Source organism: Xanthomonas axonopodis (assembly GCF_001304695.1).
Taxonomy (GTDB): Bacteria; Pseudomonadota; Gammaproteobacteria; order Xanthomonadales; family Xanthomonadaceae; genus Xanthomonas; species Xanthomonas axonopodis.
Window position 1 is genome coordinate 23926 of the sequence record NZ_JFAQ01000010.1, and the last position, 16191, is coordinate 40116.

General features: G+C 66.2%; 12 protein-coding genes and 3 pseudogenes. 10 read left to right on the top strand and 5 right to left on the bottom strand.

The annotated features are described in order from the left end of the window. Window positions 1-110: 110 nt before the first annotated feature. The 10 genes and pseudogenes from rlmD to XAXN_RS00885 all read left to right on the top strand — a co-directional run bounded on the left by rlmD (window position 111) and on the right by XAXN_RS00885 (window position 9974). Window positions 111-1445 carry a 23S rRNA (uracil(1939)-C(5))-methyltransferase RlmD gene (rlmD, locus tag XAXN_RS00840; RefSeq protein ID WP_054318142.1) on the top strand — a complete coding sequence of 445 codons (1335 nt, stop codon included), beginning with the start codon at window positions 111-113 and terminating at the stop codon, window positions 1443-1445. Window positions 1446-1628: 183 nt separating this feature from the next. Further along, window positions 1629-2112: pseudogene (locus XAXN_RS00845) on the top strand (CYTH domain-containing protein); the annotation flags it as partial. Window positions 2113-2338: 226 nt separating this feature from the next. Then, a complete protein-coding gene (locus tag XAXN_RS00850) occupies window positions 2339-3022 on the top strand; it encodes a DsbA family oxidoreductase (protein WP_054318143.1) in 684 nt (227 codons plus the stop codon). 16 nt (window positions 3023-3038) lie between these two features. Beyond that, a complete protein-coding gene (locus XAXN_RS00855) occupies window positions 3039-4067 on the top strand; it encodes an NAD(P)/FAD-dependent oxidoreductase (protein WP_054318144.1) in 1029 nt (342 codons plus the stop codon). A 178-nt stretch (window positions 4068-4245) separates the two neighbouring features. Next, window positions 4246-5824: pseudogene (locus XAXN_RS00860) on the top strand (cryptochrome/photolyase family protein). 116 nt (window positions 5825-5940) lie between these two features. Then, a complete protein-coding gene (nagZ, locus tag XAXN_RS00865; RefSeq protein WP_054318145.1) occupies window positions 5941-6945 on the top strand; it encodes a beta-N-acetylhexosaminidase in 1005 nt (334 codons plus the stop codon). Further along, on the top strand, window positions 6945-7499 hold the full coding sequence (locus XAXN_RS00870; protein ID WP_054318146.1) for a hypoxanthine-guanine phosphoribosyltransferase: 555 nt from the start codon (window positions 6945-6947) through the stop codon (window positions 7497-7499). Before nagZ ends, XAXN_RS00870 begins: the two co-directional genes overlap by 1 nt. 82 nt (window positions 7500-7581) lie before the next feature. Further along, the gene (locus XAXN_RS00875) at window positions 7582-8334 is read left to right on the top strand and encodes an S-methyl-5'-thioinosine phosphorylase (protein WP_054318147.1); all 753 of its coding nucleotides are present in this window, start codon (window positions 7582-7584) and stop codon (window positions 8332-8334) included. An 87-nt stretch (window positions 8335-8421) separates the two neighbouring features. Then, the gene (cspE, locus tag XAXN_RS00880) at window positions 8422-8628 is read left to right on the top strand and encodes a transcription antiterminator/RNA stability regulator CspE (RefSeq protein WP_003488188.1); all 207 of its coding nucleotides are present in this window, start codon (window positions 8422-8424) and stop codon (window positions 8626-8628) included. Between the two features lie 94 nt (window positions 8629-8722). Next, a pseudogene (locus XAXN_RS00885) lies at window positions 8723-9974 on the top strand (FAD-dependent oxidoreductase). Window positions 9975-10007: 33 nt separating this feature from the next. Here XAXN_RS00885 and pdeM read toward each other — a convergent pair. From pdeM to XAXN_RS00910, 5 genes are read right to left on the bottom strand one after another with little or no spacing between them, the layout of a single operon-like run. Further along, window positions 10008-10652, bottom strand: a complete 645-nt coding sequence (gene pdeM, locus XAXN_RS00890) for a ligase-associated DNA damage response endonuclease PdeM (protein WP_054318148.1) — start codon at window positions 10650-10652, stop codon at window positions 10008-10010. Continuing rightward, complete coding sequence (locus tag XAXN_RS00895) at window positions 10642-13143, bottom strand: ligase-associated DNA damage response DEXH box helicase (protein ID WP_054318149.1); 2502 nt, start codon at window positions 13141-13143, stop codon at window positions 10642-10644. Before XAXN_RS00895 ends, pdeM begins: the two co-directional genes overlap by 11 nt. Beyond that, complete coding sequence (locus XAXN_RS00900; RefSeq protein WP_054318150.1) at window positions 13140-14744, bottom strand: ATP-dependent DNA ligase; 1605 nt, start codon at window positions 14742-14744, stop codon at window positions 13140-13142. The genes XAXN_RS00895 and XAXN_RS00900 overlap by 4 nt, the downstream gene beginning before the upstream one ends. Continuing rightward, a complete protein-coding gene (locus tag XAXN_RS00905; protein ID WP_054318151.1) occupies window positions 14741-14974 on the bottom strand; it encodes a hypothetical protein in 234 nt (77 codons plus the stop codon). Before XAXN_RS00905 ends, XAXN_RS00900 begins: the two co-directional genes overlap by 4 nt. Next, complete coding sequence (locus XAXN_RS00910) at window positions 14971-15993, bottom strand: ligase-associated DNA damage response exonuclease (protein ID WP_054318152.1); 1023 nt, start codon at window positions 15991-15993, stop codon at window positions 14971-14973. Before XAXN_RS00910 ends, XAXN_RS00905 begins: the two co-directional genes overlap by 4 nt. Between the last annotated feature and the right edge of the window lie 198 nt (window positions 15994-16191).

The following is a 16191-nucleotide window of genomic DNA, read 5'->3' on the forward strand; positions in this document are numbered from 1 at the left end:
GAAGCATGCCTGTGTTTGTGGGGCGCGACAATTGTTGCGCTGACCGGCGCGGCCTCCGTCGGTCGCATCTGCGACAATACGCACCCTTTTTGCCCGCAGCTTGTCGCCACGTGGCCAGAACCAGAAACCGTCTCGACCGTACCCCCTTCCAGACCGCGGTCACCGACCTGAGCCATGACGGCCGCGGGGTCGCCCGCCGCGACGGCGAGGGCGGCAAGGTCACCTTCATCAGCGGCGCCTTGCCGGGCGAGTTGGTGCGCGCCGAACCCACCGCCCGTAGCCGGCATTTCGACGAGGCCAAGACCGTGGAGGTGCTGGAGGCATCGCCGCAGCGGGTCACCCCGCGCTGCCCGCACTTTGGCCTCTGCGCAGGCTGCGTGTTGCAGCATCTGGAGGAGTCGCAGCAGATCGTGGCCAAACAGCGCGTGCTGATGGACAACCTGGAACGTATCGGTCACGTCACTCCGCAAGCCGTGCTGCCTGCGCTGACTGGCGACAACTGGGGGTATCGGCGCAAGGGCAGGTTCTCGGTGCGTCGCGTGGAGAAGAAGGACAAGACCTTGGTCGGCTTTCGTGAACTCGACCCGCGGTTCGTGGCCGATCTGTCCGTCTGCTACACGGTGATTCCGCAGATCGGCGAGAAGATTCCCTTGCTTGCCGCGCTGATCGAAGGCATGGATGGCAAGCGTGACATTCCGCAGATCGAATTCATCGCCGGCGACGATGCGGTGGCCTTGACCATCAGGCATATGCAGCCGCTCAGCAAGCGCGACCGCCAGGCCTGGATCGCCTTTGCCCAGGAGCACGGCTTTGCGATTTTCCTGCAGCCCGGCGGGGTGGACAGCGTGCATCCGCTGTGGCCGCAGGACGTGCCGCTATCGTTCCGCTTGCCGCAATGGGATGTGGAACTGGCGTTTCGGCCGCTGGACTTCATCCAGGTCAATGCGTCGCTCAACCAGAAGATGATCGCCCATGCAGTCGCGCTGCTGGAAGCCAAGCCCGACGACCGCGTGCTGGACCTGTTCTGCGGCCTGGGCAACTTCACCCTGCCGATGGCGCGCGTGGTGCGCGAGGTCGTGGGTGTGGAAGGCGACGCCGGACTTGTGGCGCGGGCGAAAGAGAACGCCAAGCGCAATGGGCTGGACAATGCGCAGTTCTACGCCGCCGACCTGGCCCAGGATCAGCGCAGCGCACCCTGGATGCGCCAGGGCTTCGACAAGCTGCTGCTGGACCCGCCGCGCTCTGGCGCCCTGGGAGTGCTGCAGCAGCTGCCGTTGAAAACGTTCGAGCGCATCGTCTACGTGAGCTGCCACCCGGGCTCGCTGGCGCGCGACGCCGGCTATCTGGTCAACGAGCAGGGCTTCACGTTGGTCTCGGCGGGCGCGATGGACATGTTCCCGCACACCGCGCACGTGGAAAGCATTGCGGTGTTTGAGAGGCGGTGATTGGGGATTGGGCATTGGGGATTGGCAAAAGCGAACACCTTACGCTCTGGCAAGAATTGCCGCCTCGCGCACGTCGCTCGCTGCTGAGTCCGGATTCGAGTGTAATCCGTGGATTGATAAGATTTGACGTCACTGGCATTGGCTCCTGCTTCAACGAATCCCCACTCCCGAATCCCCAGTCCCATGCCTATAGAAATCGAACGCAAATTCCTGGTCACCGGCGATGGCTGGCGCGACGCCGCGCATGCGGTGATTCCGATGGCGCAGGGCTATATCAATGATCAGGCGGCGCTGCGCAGTGGCGCGCAACATGCCTCGGTGCGGGTGCGGATTCAGGGCGAAAGCGCATTCCTCAACCTGAAATCGCTGCAGGTAGGGCATACGCGGCAGGAATTCGAATATCCGATTCCACTTGCTTGATGCACGCGCATTACTGGCGCTGTGCGTCGGCGGCCTGATCGACAAACGCCGTCATCTGGTCACCTACCAGGGACATGTCTGGGAAGTGGATGAATTCCTAGGCGACAACGCCGGTCTGATCGTCGCCGAGATCGAACTCGAACGTCCCGACGAAGCATTCGCCACGCCGGAATGGGTCGGGACCGAAGTCACCGACGACGTGCGCTATTACAACCTGGCGCTGGCCTCGCATCCGTTCAATCAGTGGGGCGGGAGAGGCGTGAGTCACAAAGGCAGGCACGCAGCTCGGTGCCTGGGAGGCCGGAGGCGGGAGTTGGGATTGGTGATTCGTAAGAACAGATCAGTGCGCGGCAACGGGCCGCTTTGCAGCGCTTGATCCCGCTCCCCAGTCCCGGCATTGGCAAACACTTCGCGATTGCATCAACCCGTCTATGCTTGGCCCATCCCAAATCCCCACGAACGAATCCTAGCTCATGCGCATCGACATCTGGTCCGACGTTGTGTGCCCCTGGTGCTGGATCGGCAAACGCCGTTTCCAGGCCGCCCTTGCGGCGCTTGGTCCGCAGGTGCCGGCCTTGTATATTCATTACCACGCGTTCCAGCTTGATCCGGATGCCGGCCTGGAGCCGATGCCGTTGCGCGAAGCTCTGGCCTCGAAGTTCGGCGGCACGGCACGGGTCGAGCAGATCCTGGCGCAGACCCAGGCCACTGCGCAGGCGGAAGGCTTGCCGTTGGATTTCGGCCGTGGGCAGGTGCAGGTTAGCACGCTGCGTGCGCATCGTTTGATCTGGCTGGCCAGCCACGAGGGCGATGTGGACGCGGTCATGGAAGCGCTGTTCCATGCGCATTTTGCCGAAGGCCAAAACGTGGGCGCGACCGACACGCTGGTGCGTGCCGGCGAGGTCGGCGGCCTTTCGGCGGCGCGAGTGCAGGCGATGCTGGAATCGGACGAAGCCACTGTCGAGGTACAAGCGCAGCTAGCGCAGGCCGCCGCGTTGGGCATCCGTGCGGTGCCCAGTTTCGTGATCGACGGCCGCGCGCTGATCCAGGGCGCGCAGCCGCCGGAAAGTTTTGCGCAGGCGCTGCTGCAGTTGGCGGCCGAATCGACGCCCGTCGGCGGGCCCGACGCATGCGGGCCTGACGGCTGCGCGGTGTGACACGCATGCCTGCCGCATGCACCGGCACGTGCGCGATGGCATGACACCGCCCGGCCGCGCGCAGACGATCGCCGTGATCGGCGCAGGGCTGGCCGGCTTGGCCTGCGCGCAGCAGTTGCAGGCGGCAGGCCATGCAGTGACGGTGTTCGATCAGGCCAAGGCCCCGGGCGGCCGCATGCGCCACTGCAGCGCCGAGCAGTGGCAATGCGATCACGGAGCGCAGTATTTCACCGCGCGCGACCCTGCATTTGCAGCGGTCGTGGATACTTGGGTCGATGCCGGTATTGCCGCGCCCTGGCCGGCGCGTATTGCAAGCTGGGACGGCACGCAGTTGCGTCGATCCCAAAGCGTGCTGACGCGTTATGTGGGTGTTCCCGAGATGACCGCGCCGGCGCGTGCGCTTGCGGCGCAGTTGGAAGTTCGTTTGTGTGCCCAGGTGCGCGCGCTGCAGCGCAGCCGGCAGGGATGGCGCGTATTGGTGTCGCAAGACGTTGCAGAATGCCTATTCGATAGCGTGTTGCTGGCCGTCCCGGCGCCAAGTGCGGCTGCATTAGTTGAACAGGCCGCGCCTGCGCTGGTGACGATTGCCGAGCGCGCGCGCATGCAGCCTGCATGGGCGGTGATGGCGCACTTCGATGCGCCAATCGATCCAGGCTTCGATGCGCTGTTCGTCAATGCCGGTCCGTTACGCTGGGTGGCACGCAACTCCAGCAAGCCCGCGCGTGCGGGTGCGGAGACCTGGCTGCTGCATGCAGCGGCCGAGTGGAGCCAGGCGCATTGCGATGCCCTGCCTGGGCACGTCATCGCCAGCCTCGTTCCGGAGCTTGCCGCGCTCGGTTTGCCGATGCCGCAGTCTAGCGATGCTTTTTTCTGGAACGTCGCCAGCAGCGACCCCGCATTGCAGATCGGCTGCGTCTGGGATGCGCAGCTTGGCTTGGGCATGTGCGGCGACTGGTTGGCCGGTGGCAAGGTGGAGGGCGCATGGCAGAGCGCAATGGCCTTGGCCCGGCGCGTGTCTGCCGGCGATGCGCCGCACAGTGACTGAGACTGTGCCAAGCAGCGCAGAACAAGGGTAGCGCGGTGCAAGTCCGTACCGCGATCATGGCGCTCGTTCGTGCATGCGGCCCTGGTGGCCCGAGTATTGTTGTCGGGTCGAACGCGTGCCCATGCGCCGCCTCGGCATGGACGCGCCCATGTGTCCGGCATGATCGGGCGTCACTCTGATGCATGATTCCAGCGCACTCACCGCGCAAACCAATCCGCAGACGCCGGCCCATACGCTGCGCTTGATTCTGGGCGACCAGCTCAATCCGCAGCACAGCTGGTTCGCCACGCGCGATGCGGGCGTGGTCTATGTGTTGATGGAAGTGCGGCAGGAAACCGACTACGTGCTGCATCACGCGCAAAAAGTCCTGGCGATCTTCGCGGCCATGCGCGCGTTCGCTGCAGGCTTGCGGCGTGCCGGGCATCGGGTGCGCTATGTGACGATCGACAACGCCAGCAACCGGCAGTCGATCCCGCACAACCTCGATGCGTTGATGGCGCATTACCGCGCCAACCATCTGGAGTATCAGGCCCCGGACGAATGGCGGCTGGACGAAGCACTACAGCACTGGAGCGCCACGCAGCCATTTGCCAAGCGCGTGGTCGACAGCGAACATTTTCTGACCGCGCGCCATGAGGTCGCCGCCTGTTTTCGCGCCGGCAGCCCATGGCGCATGGAAGTGTTTTATCGGCGTATGCGGCGGCGGCATCGGATCCTGCTCGATGCCGCCGGCGGACCGGAAGGTGGGCGCTGGAACTTCGATCATGACAATCGTGCGCCGTGGCCGGGCGACCCGCCTGCCCCCCCAGGATTGGCGTACGACCCACGATCACAGAGCGCTGTGGCGCACGATCGAAGCCGCCGGCGTGCGCAGTTTTGGCGCGCCGAACGCGCAAGCCCTGCCATGGCCGCTGGATCGCGACGAAGCCTTGCAGCATCTGGAAGCTTTCATCGCGCATGCATTGCCCAATTTCGGCCGCTACGAGGATGCGATGAGCACGCGTAGCCCGCGCCTTTTCCATTCGCTGCTCTCGTTTGCGCTCAACGTCAAGATGCTGCATCCGCGCGAAGTGATCGCGCGCGCCGAAGCGGCATGGCGGCAGGGGCATGCGCCGTTGGCGGCAGTGGAAGGCTTCATCCGGCAGATTCTGGGTTGGCGCGAGTACGTGCGCGGTGTGTACTGGGCGCAGATGCCCGACTACGCGGAATCGAATCATCTCGACCAGCATGCGCCGCTGCCGCACTGGTTCTGGGACGGGCAGATCGGCATGCGCTGCCTGGCCGATGCGGTCGACAATTCGTTGGCCAACGCGCATGCGCATCACATCCAGCGGCTGATGGTGATCGGTAATTTTGCGCTGCTGGCGGGGCTGGACCCGCAGGCCCTGCATCGCTGGTACCTGGGCGTGTACATCGACGCCTTCGAGTGGGTGGAGCTGCCCAATACGGTGGGCATGAGCCAGTTCGCCGATGGCGGCCTGCTCGGCAGCAAGCCGTATATCAGCGGCGCGGCCTACATCGATCGCATGAGCGATTACTGCGGTGGTTGCCGGTATCAGCGCAAGCGGCGGGTCGGCGCGAATGCGTGCCCGTACAACGCGCTCTACTGGGATTTCCTGCAGCGCCAGCGTCCGCTGTTGGGCGCCAACGAACGCCTGGCACTGCCGTACCGCCAGCTCGACGGTATGACCCCCGAGGTGCTGGCACAGGTGCAGGCCCAGGCTGCGCATTGGCGCGCCCATCTCGAGGTGCTGTAAGCCTGCCCGCAGTGGCCGAAGGGCGCGCAGCTGAATGCGCGATCTGACGCTGCCACGCGCATCTGCGACAATGCCGCGCTGCGCCACCATGGCGCCTGGCCCGGGAGTCCCCCAACATGCTTTTGATCGGCGTTGCCGGTACCGAACTCAGCGCACAGGAACGCGACTGGCTGCAGCACGATGCGGTTGCCGGTGTGGTGTTGTTCAAGCGCAACTTCGCCTCGCGCACCCAGGTGGCCGAGCTGTCGGCCGCCATTCGCGCCGCCGCGCCGCGCCCGGTGCTGATCTGCGTGGACCAAGAAGGTGGACGCGTACAGCGCTTTCGCGAAGGATTCAGCGCGCTGGCGCCGTTGCAAAGCTTCGGTGCGCAGTACGCGCAAGACCCGGAGGCCGCACTGGCCGCCGCGTGCGCGCATGCGCAGTTGATGGCCAGCGAGGTCCGCGCCAGCGGCGTTGACCTGAGCTTTGCGCCAGTGGTGGACCTGGGCCGCGGCAACCGCGCCATCGGCGACCGCGCCTTCAGCGACGACCCGCAGATCGTGGCCACCTTCACGCGCGCCTATGTACAGGCGCTGCATGGCGCCGGCATGGCCGCCACGCTCAAGCATTTCCCCGGCCACGGCACCGTGCTGGAAGATACCCACGTCGATCACGCCAGCGACCCACGGCCGCTGGAGGTGCTGCAGGCCGAAGACCTGGTGCCGTTCGTGGCGGGGATCGAGGCCGGCGCCGACGCCGTGATGATGGCGCATGTGGTCTACCCGCAGGTCGCCCCGGAGCCGGCTGGCTATTCGCAGCGCTGGATCGAACAGATCCTGCGTGGCCAGATGGGCTTCCGCGGCGTGGTCTTTTCCGACGACATCGGCATGGCCGCCTCGTTCAGTGCCGGCGGCGTGGCGGGCCGGGTGCATGCGCATCTGGATGCCGGCTGCGACGTGGTGCTGGTGTGCCACCCGGAGCTGGTCGCCGAATCGCTGCAGGCCGTGCAGGGTCGCAGCCTCAATACCGCTGCATTGATCGGCCTGATCAGCCGCGGCGCACTAGGCTGGGATGGCCTGCTCGCCGGCACCGACGCCTCATTCACCACTCCTCTTTCTGCCCATTTCGGAACAACTGCCTGATGTCCACGCTCACCATTTCCCAGGCCCTGGCCCAAGCCGATCTGCTGGTCGACCGTCCGGCCATCGATGCCGCTGTTGCCACCATCGCCGGTGCGATCGCACGCGACTACGCCGGCGAAGTGCCGGTGTATCTCACCATCATGCACGCTGCGCTGCCGTTCTCCGGACAACTGGCGCTGGAGCTGGGCGCACGCGGGCAGGACCTGCAGTTCGATTACCTGCATGCCACCCGTTACCGCGGCGAAACCACCGGCGGCGAACTGGTGTGGAAGCACCGCCCGGCCACCGCCTTGTTCGGCCGCCGCGTGATCCTGGTCGACGACATTCTCGACGAGGGTTACACGCTGCAGGGCGTGCGCCAGTGGTGCCTGGAGCAGGGCGCCACCGACGTGCGCGTGGCGGTGCTGACCGTCAAGCGCCACGATCGTTGCGTGCCGGGCGTGACTGCCGATTACGTGGGCGTGGAAGTGCCCGACCGTTATGTGTTCGGCTTCGGCATGGACGTCAACGAGCAACTGCGTGGCATTCCCGCCATCTATGCGATGAAGCAGTAAACCGCACTTTCCGCTCCCGAGTGCGAGCTGCCGAGCGCGCCCTGCTGCGCGCACCGTCGTTGATTTGTTGCAGAGGTCGGTTGTGTCCGCAAATTCCATCGCATTGGCCGTCATCGGCGGCACTGGTGTCTACAAGCTCGCGCAGCTGGACGATGTGCAGTCGCACGAGATCCAAACGCCCTACGGCGCGCCGTCCGGGCCGATCCGCGTCGGCATGCTGCTCGGCCACCGCGTGGCCTTCCTGGCGCGTCATGGCGAGGGGCATTCGCTGCCGCCGCACAAGGTCAATTACCGCGCAAACATCGCTGCGTTGCAGCAACTCGGCGCCTCGCGCGTGCTGGCGCTCAACACCGTGGGCGGCATCACCGAACAATTTGGCCCGCGCGTGTTGGCGTGCCCGGATCAGCTGATCGACTACACCTGGGGCCGCGTGTCCACGTTCGGCGAAGAGCCTGGCAGCGAGGTGCAGCACGTGGATTTCGGCCACCCGTATTCGCCGATGTTTCGCAGCACGGTCATCGCGGCAGCGAAAGTGGCCGGCGTCACGCTGGTGGCCGGCGGTTGCTACGGGGCGACGCAGGGGCCACGACTGGAAACGGTTGCAGAGATCGCACGCATGCGTCGCGACGGCTGCGATCTGGTGGGCATGACCGGCATGCCCGAAGCCGGGTTGGCACGCGAAAAAGGCCTGGAATATGCGTGTTTGGCAATCGTGGCCAACTGGGCGGCCGGTTGCGGCGACGCGCAGGAAATCACCATGGCCGACGTATTGGCCAACGTCGATGCGGCTTCGTCCGGGCTGCCCGAGCTGATCGGCGAACTTGTACGCGGGTGATTGTCATCGGGGCATAAGCTTTGCATACTCGGCGCGTACGCACCGCCGTACACCACCCATTAATTATTGCAAAGGTCTCGCATCACCATGCCGAACGGTACCGTCAAGTGGTTCAACGACGCCAAGGGATTTGGCTTCATCTCACCGGAGGACGGCAGCGCCGATGTCTTCGCGCACTTCTCCGCGATCAATTCCAAGGGCTTCCGCAGCCTGCAGGAAGGCCAGCGCGTCAGTTATGACGTGACCCAGGGCCCCAAGGGTGCCCAGGCTTCGAACATCACGCCGGTCGAGTAATCTGACTCGATTGTGCGATTGAAGAACCCCGCCACGGCGGGGTTTTTTTGCGCCGGTCGTGCGCGGGCAGCGATAGCCAGACAGAGCAGGGACGATGCAACGAGCATTACGTATTGCGGTAGTGGGTTACGGAACGGCGGGGCAGGCATTGGCCGTGCTGCTGGGCGCCGACGGGCATCAACTGGAGGTATTCGAGCGCGCAGCTGCGCCCGGGCCGGTGGGTGCCGGTTTTCTGCTGCAACCCAGTGGGCTGCAGGTGCTCTGGAACATGGGCTTGCTGCCGCAGGCGCTTGCGCATGGTGCGCCGGTGCGCCGTTTGTATGGCGACACGCCGTGCGGGCGCATGCAGTACCGCGATCTGGATGCGCGGCTGATGGGTGTGGGCATGCAGCGCGGCGCGTTGTTTACGCTGCTGCGAAGCCTGGCCGCAGCACGCGCAACTGCATGTGGATATGCAGATCACCGCGATCGATCACGCGGGTGCGCGCGTGCAGGACCAACGCGGGCAATGGCATGGCCCCTTCGATCTGATCATCGCCGCCGATGGCTCGGCTTCCACGTTGCGTGCGCAGGCACAGGGAACGCAGCTGGATCTGGTTTATCCATGGGGGGCACTGTGGTGCCTGTTGCCACGCGAAGACTGGCCGTTCGTGGACGAATTGCGCCAGCGCTATATCGGCGCGCGCAAGATGATCGGCCTGCTGCCGGTGGGCACGCGCCCGGGCGACGACACCCCGAGACTGAGCTTTTTCTGGAGCCTGCCGTGCAGCGATTTCGTTGCATGGGAACAGCGCGGCATTGCCGCCTGGCGCGATGAAGTGGCGCAGATGTGGCCGGAGGCGCATGCGCAGCTTGCCACAGTGCAGGTGCATGGTGCGCTGGCGCGCGCGAGCTATCGCGATGCGGTGGTGTCGCGCTGGCGTCGCGGCCGCTTCGTGCTTGCCGGCGATGCCGCGCATGCGATGAGCCCGCAATTGGGGCAGGGCGTGAACATGGCGCTGCTGGATGCATTGGCGATGCGCGATGCTTTGCGCGCCGACGCCGATCTGGACGCTGCCTTGCAGCGCTACCAGCGCGAACGCCAGGCGCACGTGGCAATCTATCACCGCTGTAGCCGCTGGCTGACGCCACTGTTCCAGTCCGAACGCGATCTGTGGGCACATGGCCGCGACCTGCTGCTACGCCCGATGGGACGCGTGCCGGGCGGACGCGGGCACATGCTGCGTGTGCTCAGTGGCACCCAGCACGGTTGGTTCGGCAAGCTGGCGCTGGCGCCTGAATTCGTCGAGGCCCTGGCGCAACCAGTCGCGCGGCTGGCCGACGCTGACGCCGAAGCAGCTGCATAGTCGTAGCATCGGCCGGTGCGTGGGTGGCAGTGGCTAACGCACCGGCAGTGCCAGCGCATCGCCTTCCACGCAGGCAACCAGGCGCTCGCCTTCGGTCAGGATCGGCACGATGCCTGCGGTGAACTGCGAGAACGCTGGCAGGATGGTGACGCGCTCGCGCAACCAGAACGCCGGCCAGCGCCGCGACAGCCCCGGCAGCTTGGCCAGCGGATGCAGGTGCCCGCATAGCACGTGGCCGGTGGGATGCGGCAATGGGTCGTGGCGCAGCACGAACGGGCCATCTTCGACCTGTTCGCCGGCCGCTTCGATATGCAACTCCGCACCGGCCAGGGCGCGGTCGTGATTGCCGCGGATGGCGATCACGCGCAACGCGCAATGCCGTTCGCGCCATGCGCCCCAACGTCGGTGCCAGGCGGCACGCGGCGCGGGCCCGTGCAACAGGTCGCCCAAAATCCACAGCGTCTGGACATCGCGTTGATCGAGCAACGCATCCAGCCGCTCCAGATCGTGCGCGGTGCCGCCGGCCGGCAAGCCGATGCCGGCACGTCGGAAGACATCGGCCTTGCCCAGGTGCAGGTCGGCGATCAACAGCGCACGTTGCGCCGGCCGATACAAGGCGCGTTCGCCAAGCAATTCCACGGTTTCGCCGGCCAGCTGCAGCTGCACGCTATCGCCCATGCTTGCGTTCCAGTTGTTCGGCAGCGCGCAATACACGCGCTTTCCAGTCTTCGGTACTCAGCTGCCCACGCATGCGTTCGGCCCACAGCGGAAACGATAATGGAGTGAGGCTGCGTGGCTTGCATAGGCGCAACTCACGTCGCGCGCAGTCTTCCAGGGCATGCGCAAGCCGCGCCAGTTCGAGCTGGCCTTCGAACACCTCGCGCTCGGCCTGGGCGAGCAGCAGGTGATCGGGATCGAAGCGTTGCAACACGTCGTACAGCAGGCCGCTGGACGCCTGCAGCTGGCGCAGGCTGCGCGGCGCACGGCCAGGCAACGATGGCGACAACAAGCCCGCCACGCGCGCGATTTCGCGGAACTGCCGGCGGGCCAGCTCGCCCAGGTTGAGGCTGTCGCGCAAATCGTCGAACAGGTCGATCGGCGACAACAATGCCTGCAGCACGCTCGCGTCGATCTCCACATCCTGTGCCGGTGAGAGCACAAAGCCATAGTCGTTGGCGGCAAAGCTGAAGGTATTGCGCTGACGCCGGCCCCAGCGTGCCGCGAGCAGCGCGGCCAGGCCTTCGTTGACCTGCCTGCCGGCGAACGGGTAGACGAAGACGTGGCGGCCGTCGCGCGCCTTGACGCTTTCCACCAGCAGATGGGTAGGCCCCGGCAGCGAAGACAGCGACGCCTGCAGGTGCAGCAACGGCGCCAATGCCCGCATCTCCGGCGCGTCGCCGGGATCGGCGAACACCGCTTCCACCTCGCGGCCCAGTGCCGACGACAACGGCATGCGCCCGCCCATCCATTTGGGCACCACGCCGCTGCCACCCTTGGCCACGCGCACGTAGGCGGTCATGTCTTCCAGCCGCACCAGCTCCAGCAGGCGGCCGGCAAACTGGAAGCGGTCGCCGCGGCGCAGGCGGCCGACGAACTGTTCTTCCACCGCGCCCAGCCGCCCGCCGCGCAGAAACTGCACGCGCACGCTGCCCTCGCTGGTGATCGTGCCGATGGACAGCCGGTGCCGCAGCGCCACACGCCGATCGATCACGCGGTACACACCGTCGTCGTCGCGCACCACCTTGTGGAAATCCGGGTAGTGCGCCAGTGCGCTGCCACCTTGCACGATGAAGTCGAGTACCGCATTCCAGTTGGGTCTTTCCAGCGCAGCGAAGGCATCGGTGCCGCGCACTTCCTCGAATAACGCATCGGCCCGGAAGCCGCCGCCGAGGGCGAGGGTGACGCAGTGCTGGGCCAGCACGTCCAGCGACAAGCGCGGCGGCGGCCGCGCTTCGATGTGGCCGTGCACCAGCGCGCGACGGGCCGCCGCATATTCGACCAGCTCCAGCGCATGCGAGGGCACGCACACCACGTGGCCGGATTCGCCTGGACGATGGCGTGCGCGCCCGGCGCGCTGCAGCAGGCGCGCGATGCCTTTCGGGCTGCCGACCTGCAGCACCTGATCCACGGCCGGGAAGTCCACACCCAGATCCAGGCTGGAGGTGGCCACCACGCAGCGCAGGCTGCCGTCGGCCAGTCCGCGTTCGGCGGCCGCGCGTAGCGATGGATCCAGCGAGCCGTGATGCAGCGCCAGCGTGGCCAGGTCTTCGGGCCACACCGCGCTCAAGGCCTGATGCCATAACTCGGCCTGCGCGCGCGTATTGGTAAACACCAGGCTGGTGCGCTGTTGCATGATCTTTTGCAGCACGCGCGCCAGTTGTGCAAGACCAAGATGGCCCGCCCATGGAAAACGCTCGCCACTTTCCGGTAGCAGCGTTTCCAAGGTCATCGTGCGCGGTTTGACGCCCGACACCAGCGCTGCATCGGGCAGGTGCGGCAACAGCACATCGCGCGCCTGCGGGAGATTGCCCAGCGTTGCCGACAGCCCCCAGATGCGCAGTTGCGGCGTCCATCCATGCAATCGTGCCAGACACAGCTGCAGCAACACGCCGCGCTTGTTGCCCAGCAGCTCGTGCCATTCGTCGACGATCACGCAGCGCAGCGCCGACAGTTGTGGGGCGGTATCCGGATACGACAGCAACAACGCTAGTGATTCGGGCGTGGTGACCAGCACGTCGAGTTTGCCGCTGCGTGCCAGCCGCTTGTCGCGCGCGCTGGCATCGCCGGTGCGCAGTCCCACCTGCCAATCCAGCCCCAATGCGTCCACCGGCTCGCGCAGCGCGCGAGCGGTATCGGCAGCCAGTGCGCGCAGTGGCGTGATCCACAACACCTGCAGATTGCGTTGCGGCTGGCGGCGCGCAGGCGAGGCGGCTTTGCCCGGTTTGCGTGGGGATTTGCGCCCACGCGCGGCCAATGCCTCCAGCAACGGCCCACCAAATGCCGCCAGCGTCTTGCCGCTGCCGGTGGGCGTGTGCAGCAGGCCGGATTCGCCATCGAGATAGCGCTTCCACACATCGCGTTGAAACGGCAGCGGCGCCCAGCCGCGCTGTGCGAACCAGGCACGCCATTGTTGCAGTGGCGTGCCATGCGTCTGCTGCGTGACGCTCACCGCGCCAGTGCCTGCAGGGTACTCAGGTGGTCGGCTTCGGCCATCGGCTTGTCGTGACGCCAGCGCAGGATGCGCGGGAAGCGCACCGCGATGCCGGATTTGTGCCGCGCGCTGCGGTTCACCGCTTCAAACCCCAGCTCGAACACATGCTGCGCGGTGACCGCGCGCACCGGGCCGAACCGCTCGGTGGTGTTGGCACGGATCCAGCGATCCAGCTGCAGAATTTCCTTGTCGTCCAGGCCCGAATACGCTTTGGCGATCGGCACCAGTTGTCCTTCATGCCACAGCCCGAATGTGTAGTCGGTATGGAGCGTGCTGCGTCGTCCGTGGCCGGCTTGCGCATACAACAACACCGCATCGATGGTGAGCGGGTCGATCTTCCACTTCCACCAATCGCCGCGTCGGCGGCCGGCCTGATACACCGAGTTGGCGCGCTTGAGCATCAGCCCTTCCACGCCGTGTTCGCGCGCTTCCACGCGCACCTGCGCTGCGTCCTGCCAATCGCTGACCTGCACCAGCGGTGAGGCGACGATGCGCGGGTCTGCGAGCGCCGAGAGTACGCCTTCCAGCAGTGCGCGCCGCTCCTGTAGCGGGCGCTCGCGCAGGTCTTCGCCCGCCAGTTCCAGCAGGTCGTAGGCCACCACGCGCGCCGGTGCGGCGGCCAAGGTCTTGGGCCCGGGCTTGAGCCGCTGGATGCGCGTCTGCAACGCGGTAAACGGCATCGGCAGGGGCTGCTCGGGTTGCCAGGCCAGCAGCTCGCCATCGATGACCGTGCCGTCCGGCAATTGCATTGCGGCGTGTTCGATTTCAGGGAAACGTCCATCCAGACGCTCTTCGCCGCGCGACCACAACGCTGCTTCGCCGGCGCGGCGAATCAGCTGCAGGCGAATGCCGTCCCATTTCCATTCCAGCAGCCAGTCGTCGATGGCGCCCAGCATTTCGACCTCCGCTTCCAGCGGCGATGCCAGAAAGAACGGGTAGGGCTGCTGGCGGTCGCCGGGCAGTTCTTCGCTGGTCAACAACTGCGCAAGATAGGTCGGATGCGGCCGCCAACTGCCGAGCATGCGCTGGGCAATGCGCGCAATATCCACGCCCGACAATTCGGCCAGCGCCTGCTGCACGAGCCGCTGCGACACCCCAACCCGCAACGCGCCGGTGAGCAGCTTGTTGAACACCAACCGCTCGTCGAAGGCCAGGCTGCGCCACGCCTGCACGATGCAGGCCTTGCGCACTTCCACGTCCTGGTTGGCGATCGGCAGCAGCTGCTGTTCGATCCACTCTGCCAATGGCAGATCGGCCGCTTCGGTGACCGGATCGTCCAGCAGCAAGGCCAGGGTTTCGGCCAGATCGCCGACATGGTCGTAGCTGTCGGCGACCAGCCAATCGGCAACGCCGGCGGTGTCGGTGATCCATTCACGCAGTTCGCCGCTGCTGGCGATGCGCATGCGCGTGCTGGCCACCTTGCCACCGGCCAGCAGGTACAGCGCCCATGCGGCATCCAGCGCAGGTGCCTCGCGAAAATACGCCACCAGCGCAGCGCGCTTGTCGAGCGTGCCGGTGCTGCGATCCAGGGTACGGTACAACGCCGCGAAATGCTTCACCGCAGCGCCTGTGGCGCTGCGCGCCTGTCGGCTGCACGCAGCTCCAGCGCGCGTCGGGTAAACGCGGCAAGTACGCGTGGGCGGCGCAGCGGTCGCGGCGGACTGATGGTAGCCGCCGGCGCGTTGCGATGCACGCAAAACGCCAATGCATGCCGGCGGAAGGCGAGCGCACCGCTCAGGCGATTGCGCGGGCGCGCGCGAACATAACGACGTGCGGGCAGCGGATTCATTCCTCGGCTCCGAAATCGGTACGGAAGGCTTCTGCTGCGACGCCGCGTTCGCGCAAGTGTTGGATCAATGCATCGGTATTGCCATGGGTGGCGATCACGCGCCGTGCGCCGGTCTCTTCGATGGTGCGCAGCAGGTCCGGCCAGTCGGCATGGTCGGAGACCACAAAGCCACGGTCGTAGTTGCGCCGACGGCGATTGCCGCGGATGCGCATCCAGCCCGAGGCAAAACCCTGTTGCGCGCTGCGGAACCGGCGAATCCAGGCGCTGCCCGCCGCCGATGGCGGTGCGATGACCAACTGCCCGGCATAGTCGGCGCCGCGCGCATGCTCGCCGACCGGCTGGGTATCCAGCATCGGGATGCCCGCTTGGCGATAGACCTCCACGCCCACTGCAACCGCGCCATGCAGCAATGCCGGCTGCGTCTCCCACGCGCGCAATTCGGCCAGGACGCGTTGCGCCTTGCCCAGCGCATAGCAATACAGGATGGCCGCTTCGCCGCGTTCGGCGCATTCGCGGCGCCAGGCGGAAATATCGGCCGCAACCTCGGCGGTGTCGGGCCAGCGATAGACCGGCAGGCCGAAGGTTGCCTCGGTGATGAAGGTGTCGCACGGCACCACTTCGAACGGCTTGCAGGTGGGGTCGGGCTGGCGCTTGTAGTCGCCGGAAGCGACCCAGACCTCGCCATCCACTTCGATGCGCACCTGCGCCGATCCCAGCACGTGTCCTGCCGGATGCAGCGACACGCGCGCCCGCCCCAGCTGAAACGCCTCACCGTCCGCATGCGTGTGATAAACCTGTTCGCCCAGGCGCCACTGCAGGATCGACAGGCTCTCGCGCGTGCAGTGGTACTCGCCCATGCCGCTGCGGGCGTGATCGCCGTGGCCATGCGTAATCACCGCGCGCGGCACCGGCCGCCATGGGTCGATATTGAAATCGCCTTGCGGGCAATACAGGCCCTCCGGCCCGAGCACCACCAGATCGCCGCGTGTGTGAGCTGTCTCATCGTTGCCGTTGCGCATGCGGCAACTGTGGCCAAGCCGGTGTGCAGATTCTGAGAATGGGGCCGCGTGCGGCGATGCGTTCGCGCAGCGCGCGCGTACGGGTGGGTGCCACACGACGCAAGCCGCCGTCCAACGGCCGTGCACGGCGCGTACGGGCTTACGGGTACTGCCGATCAGCTCACCAGCCACGCTGGTTCGGCGGTACGTGTTACGGAG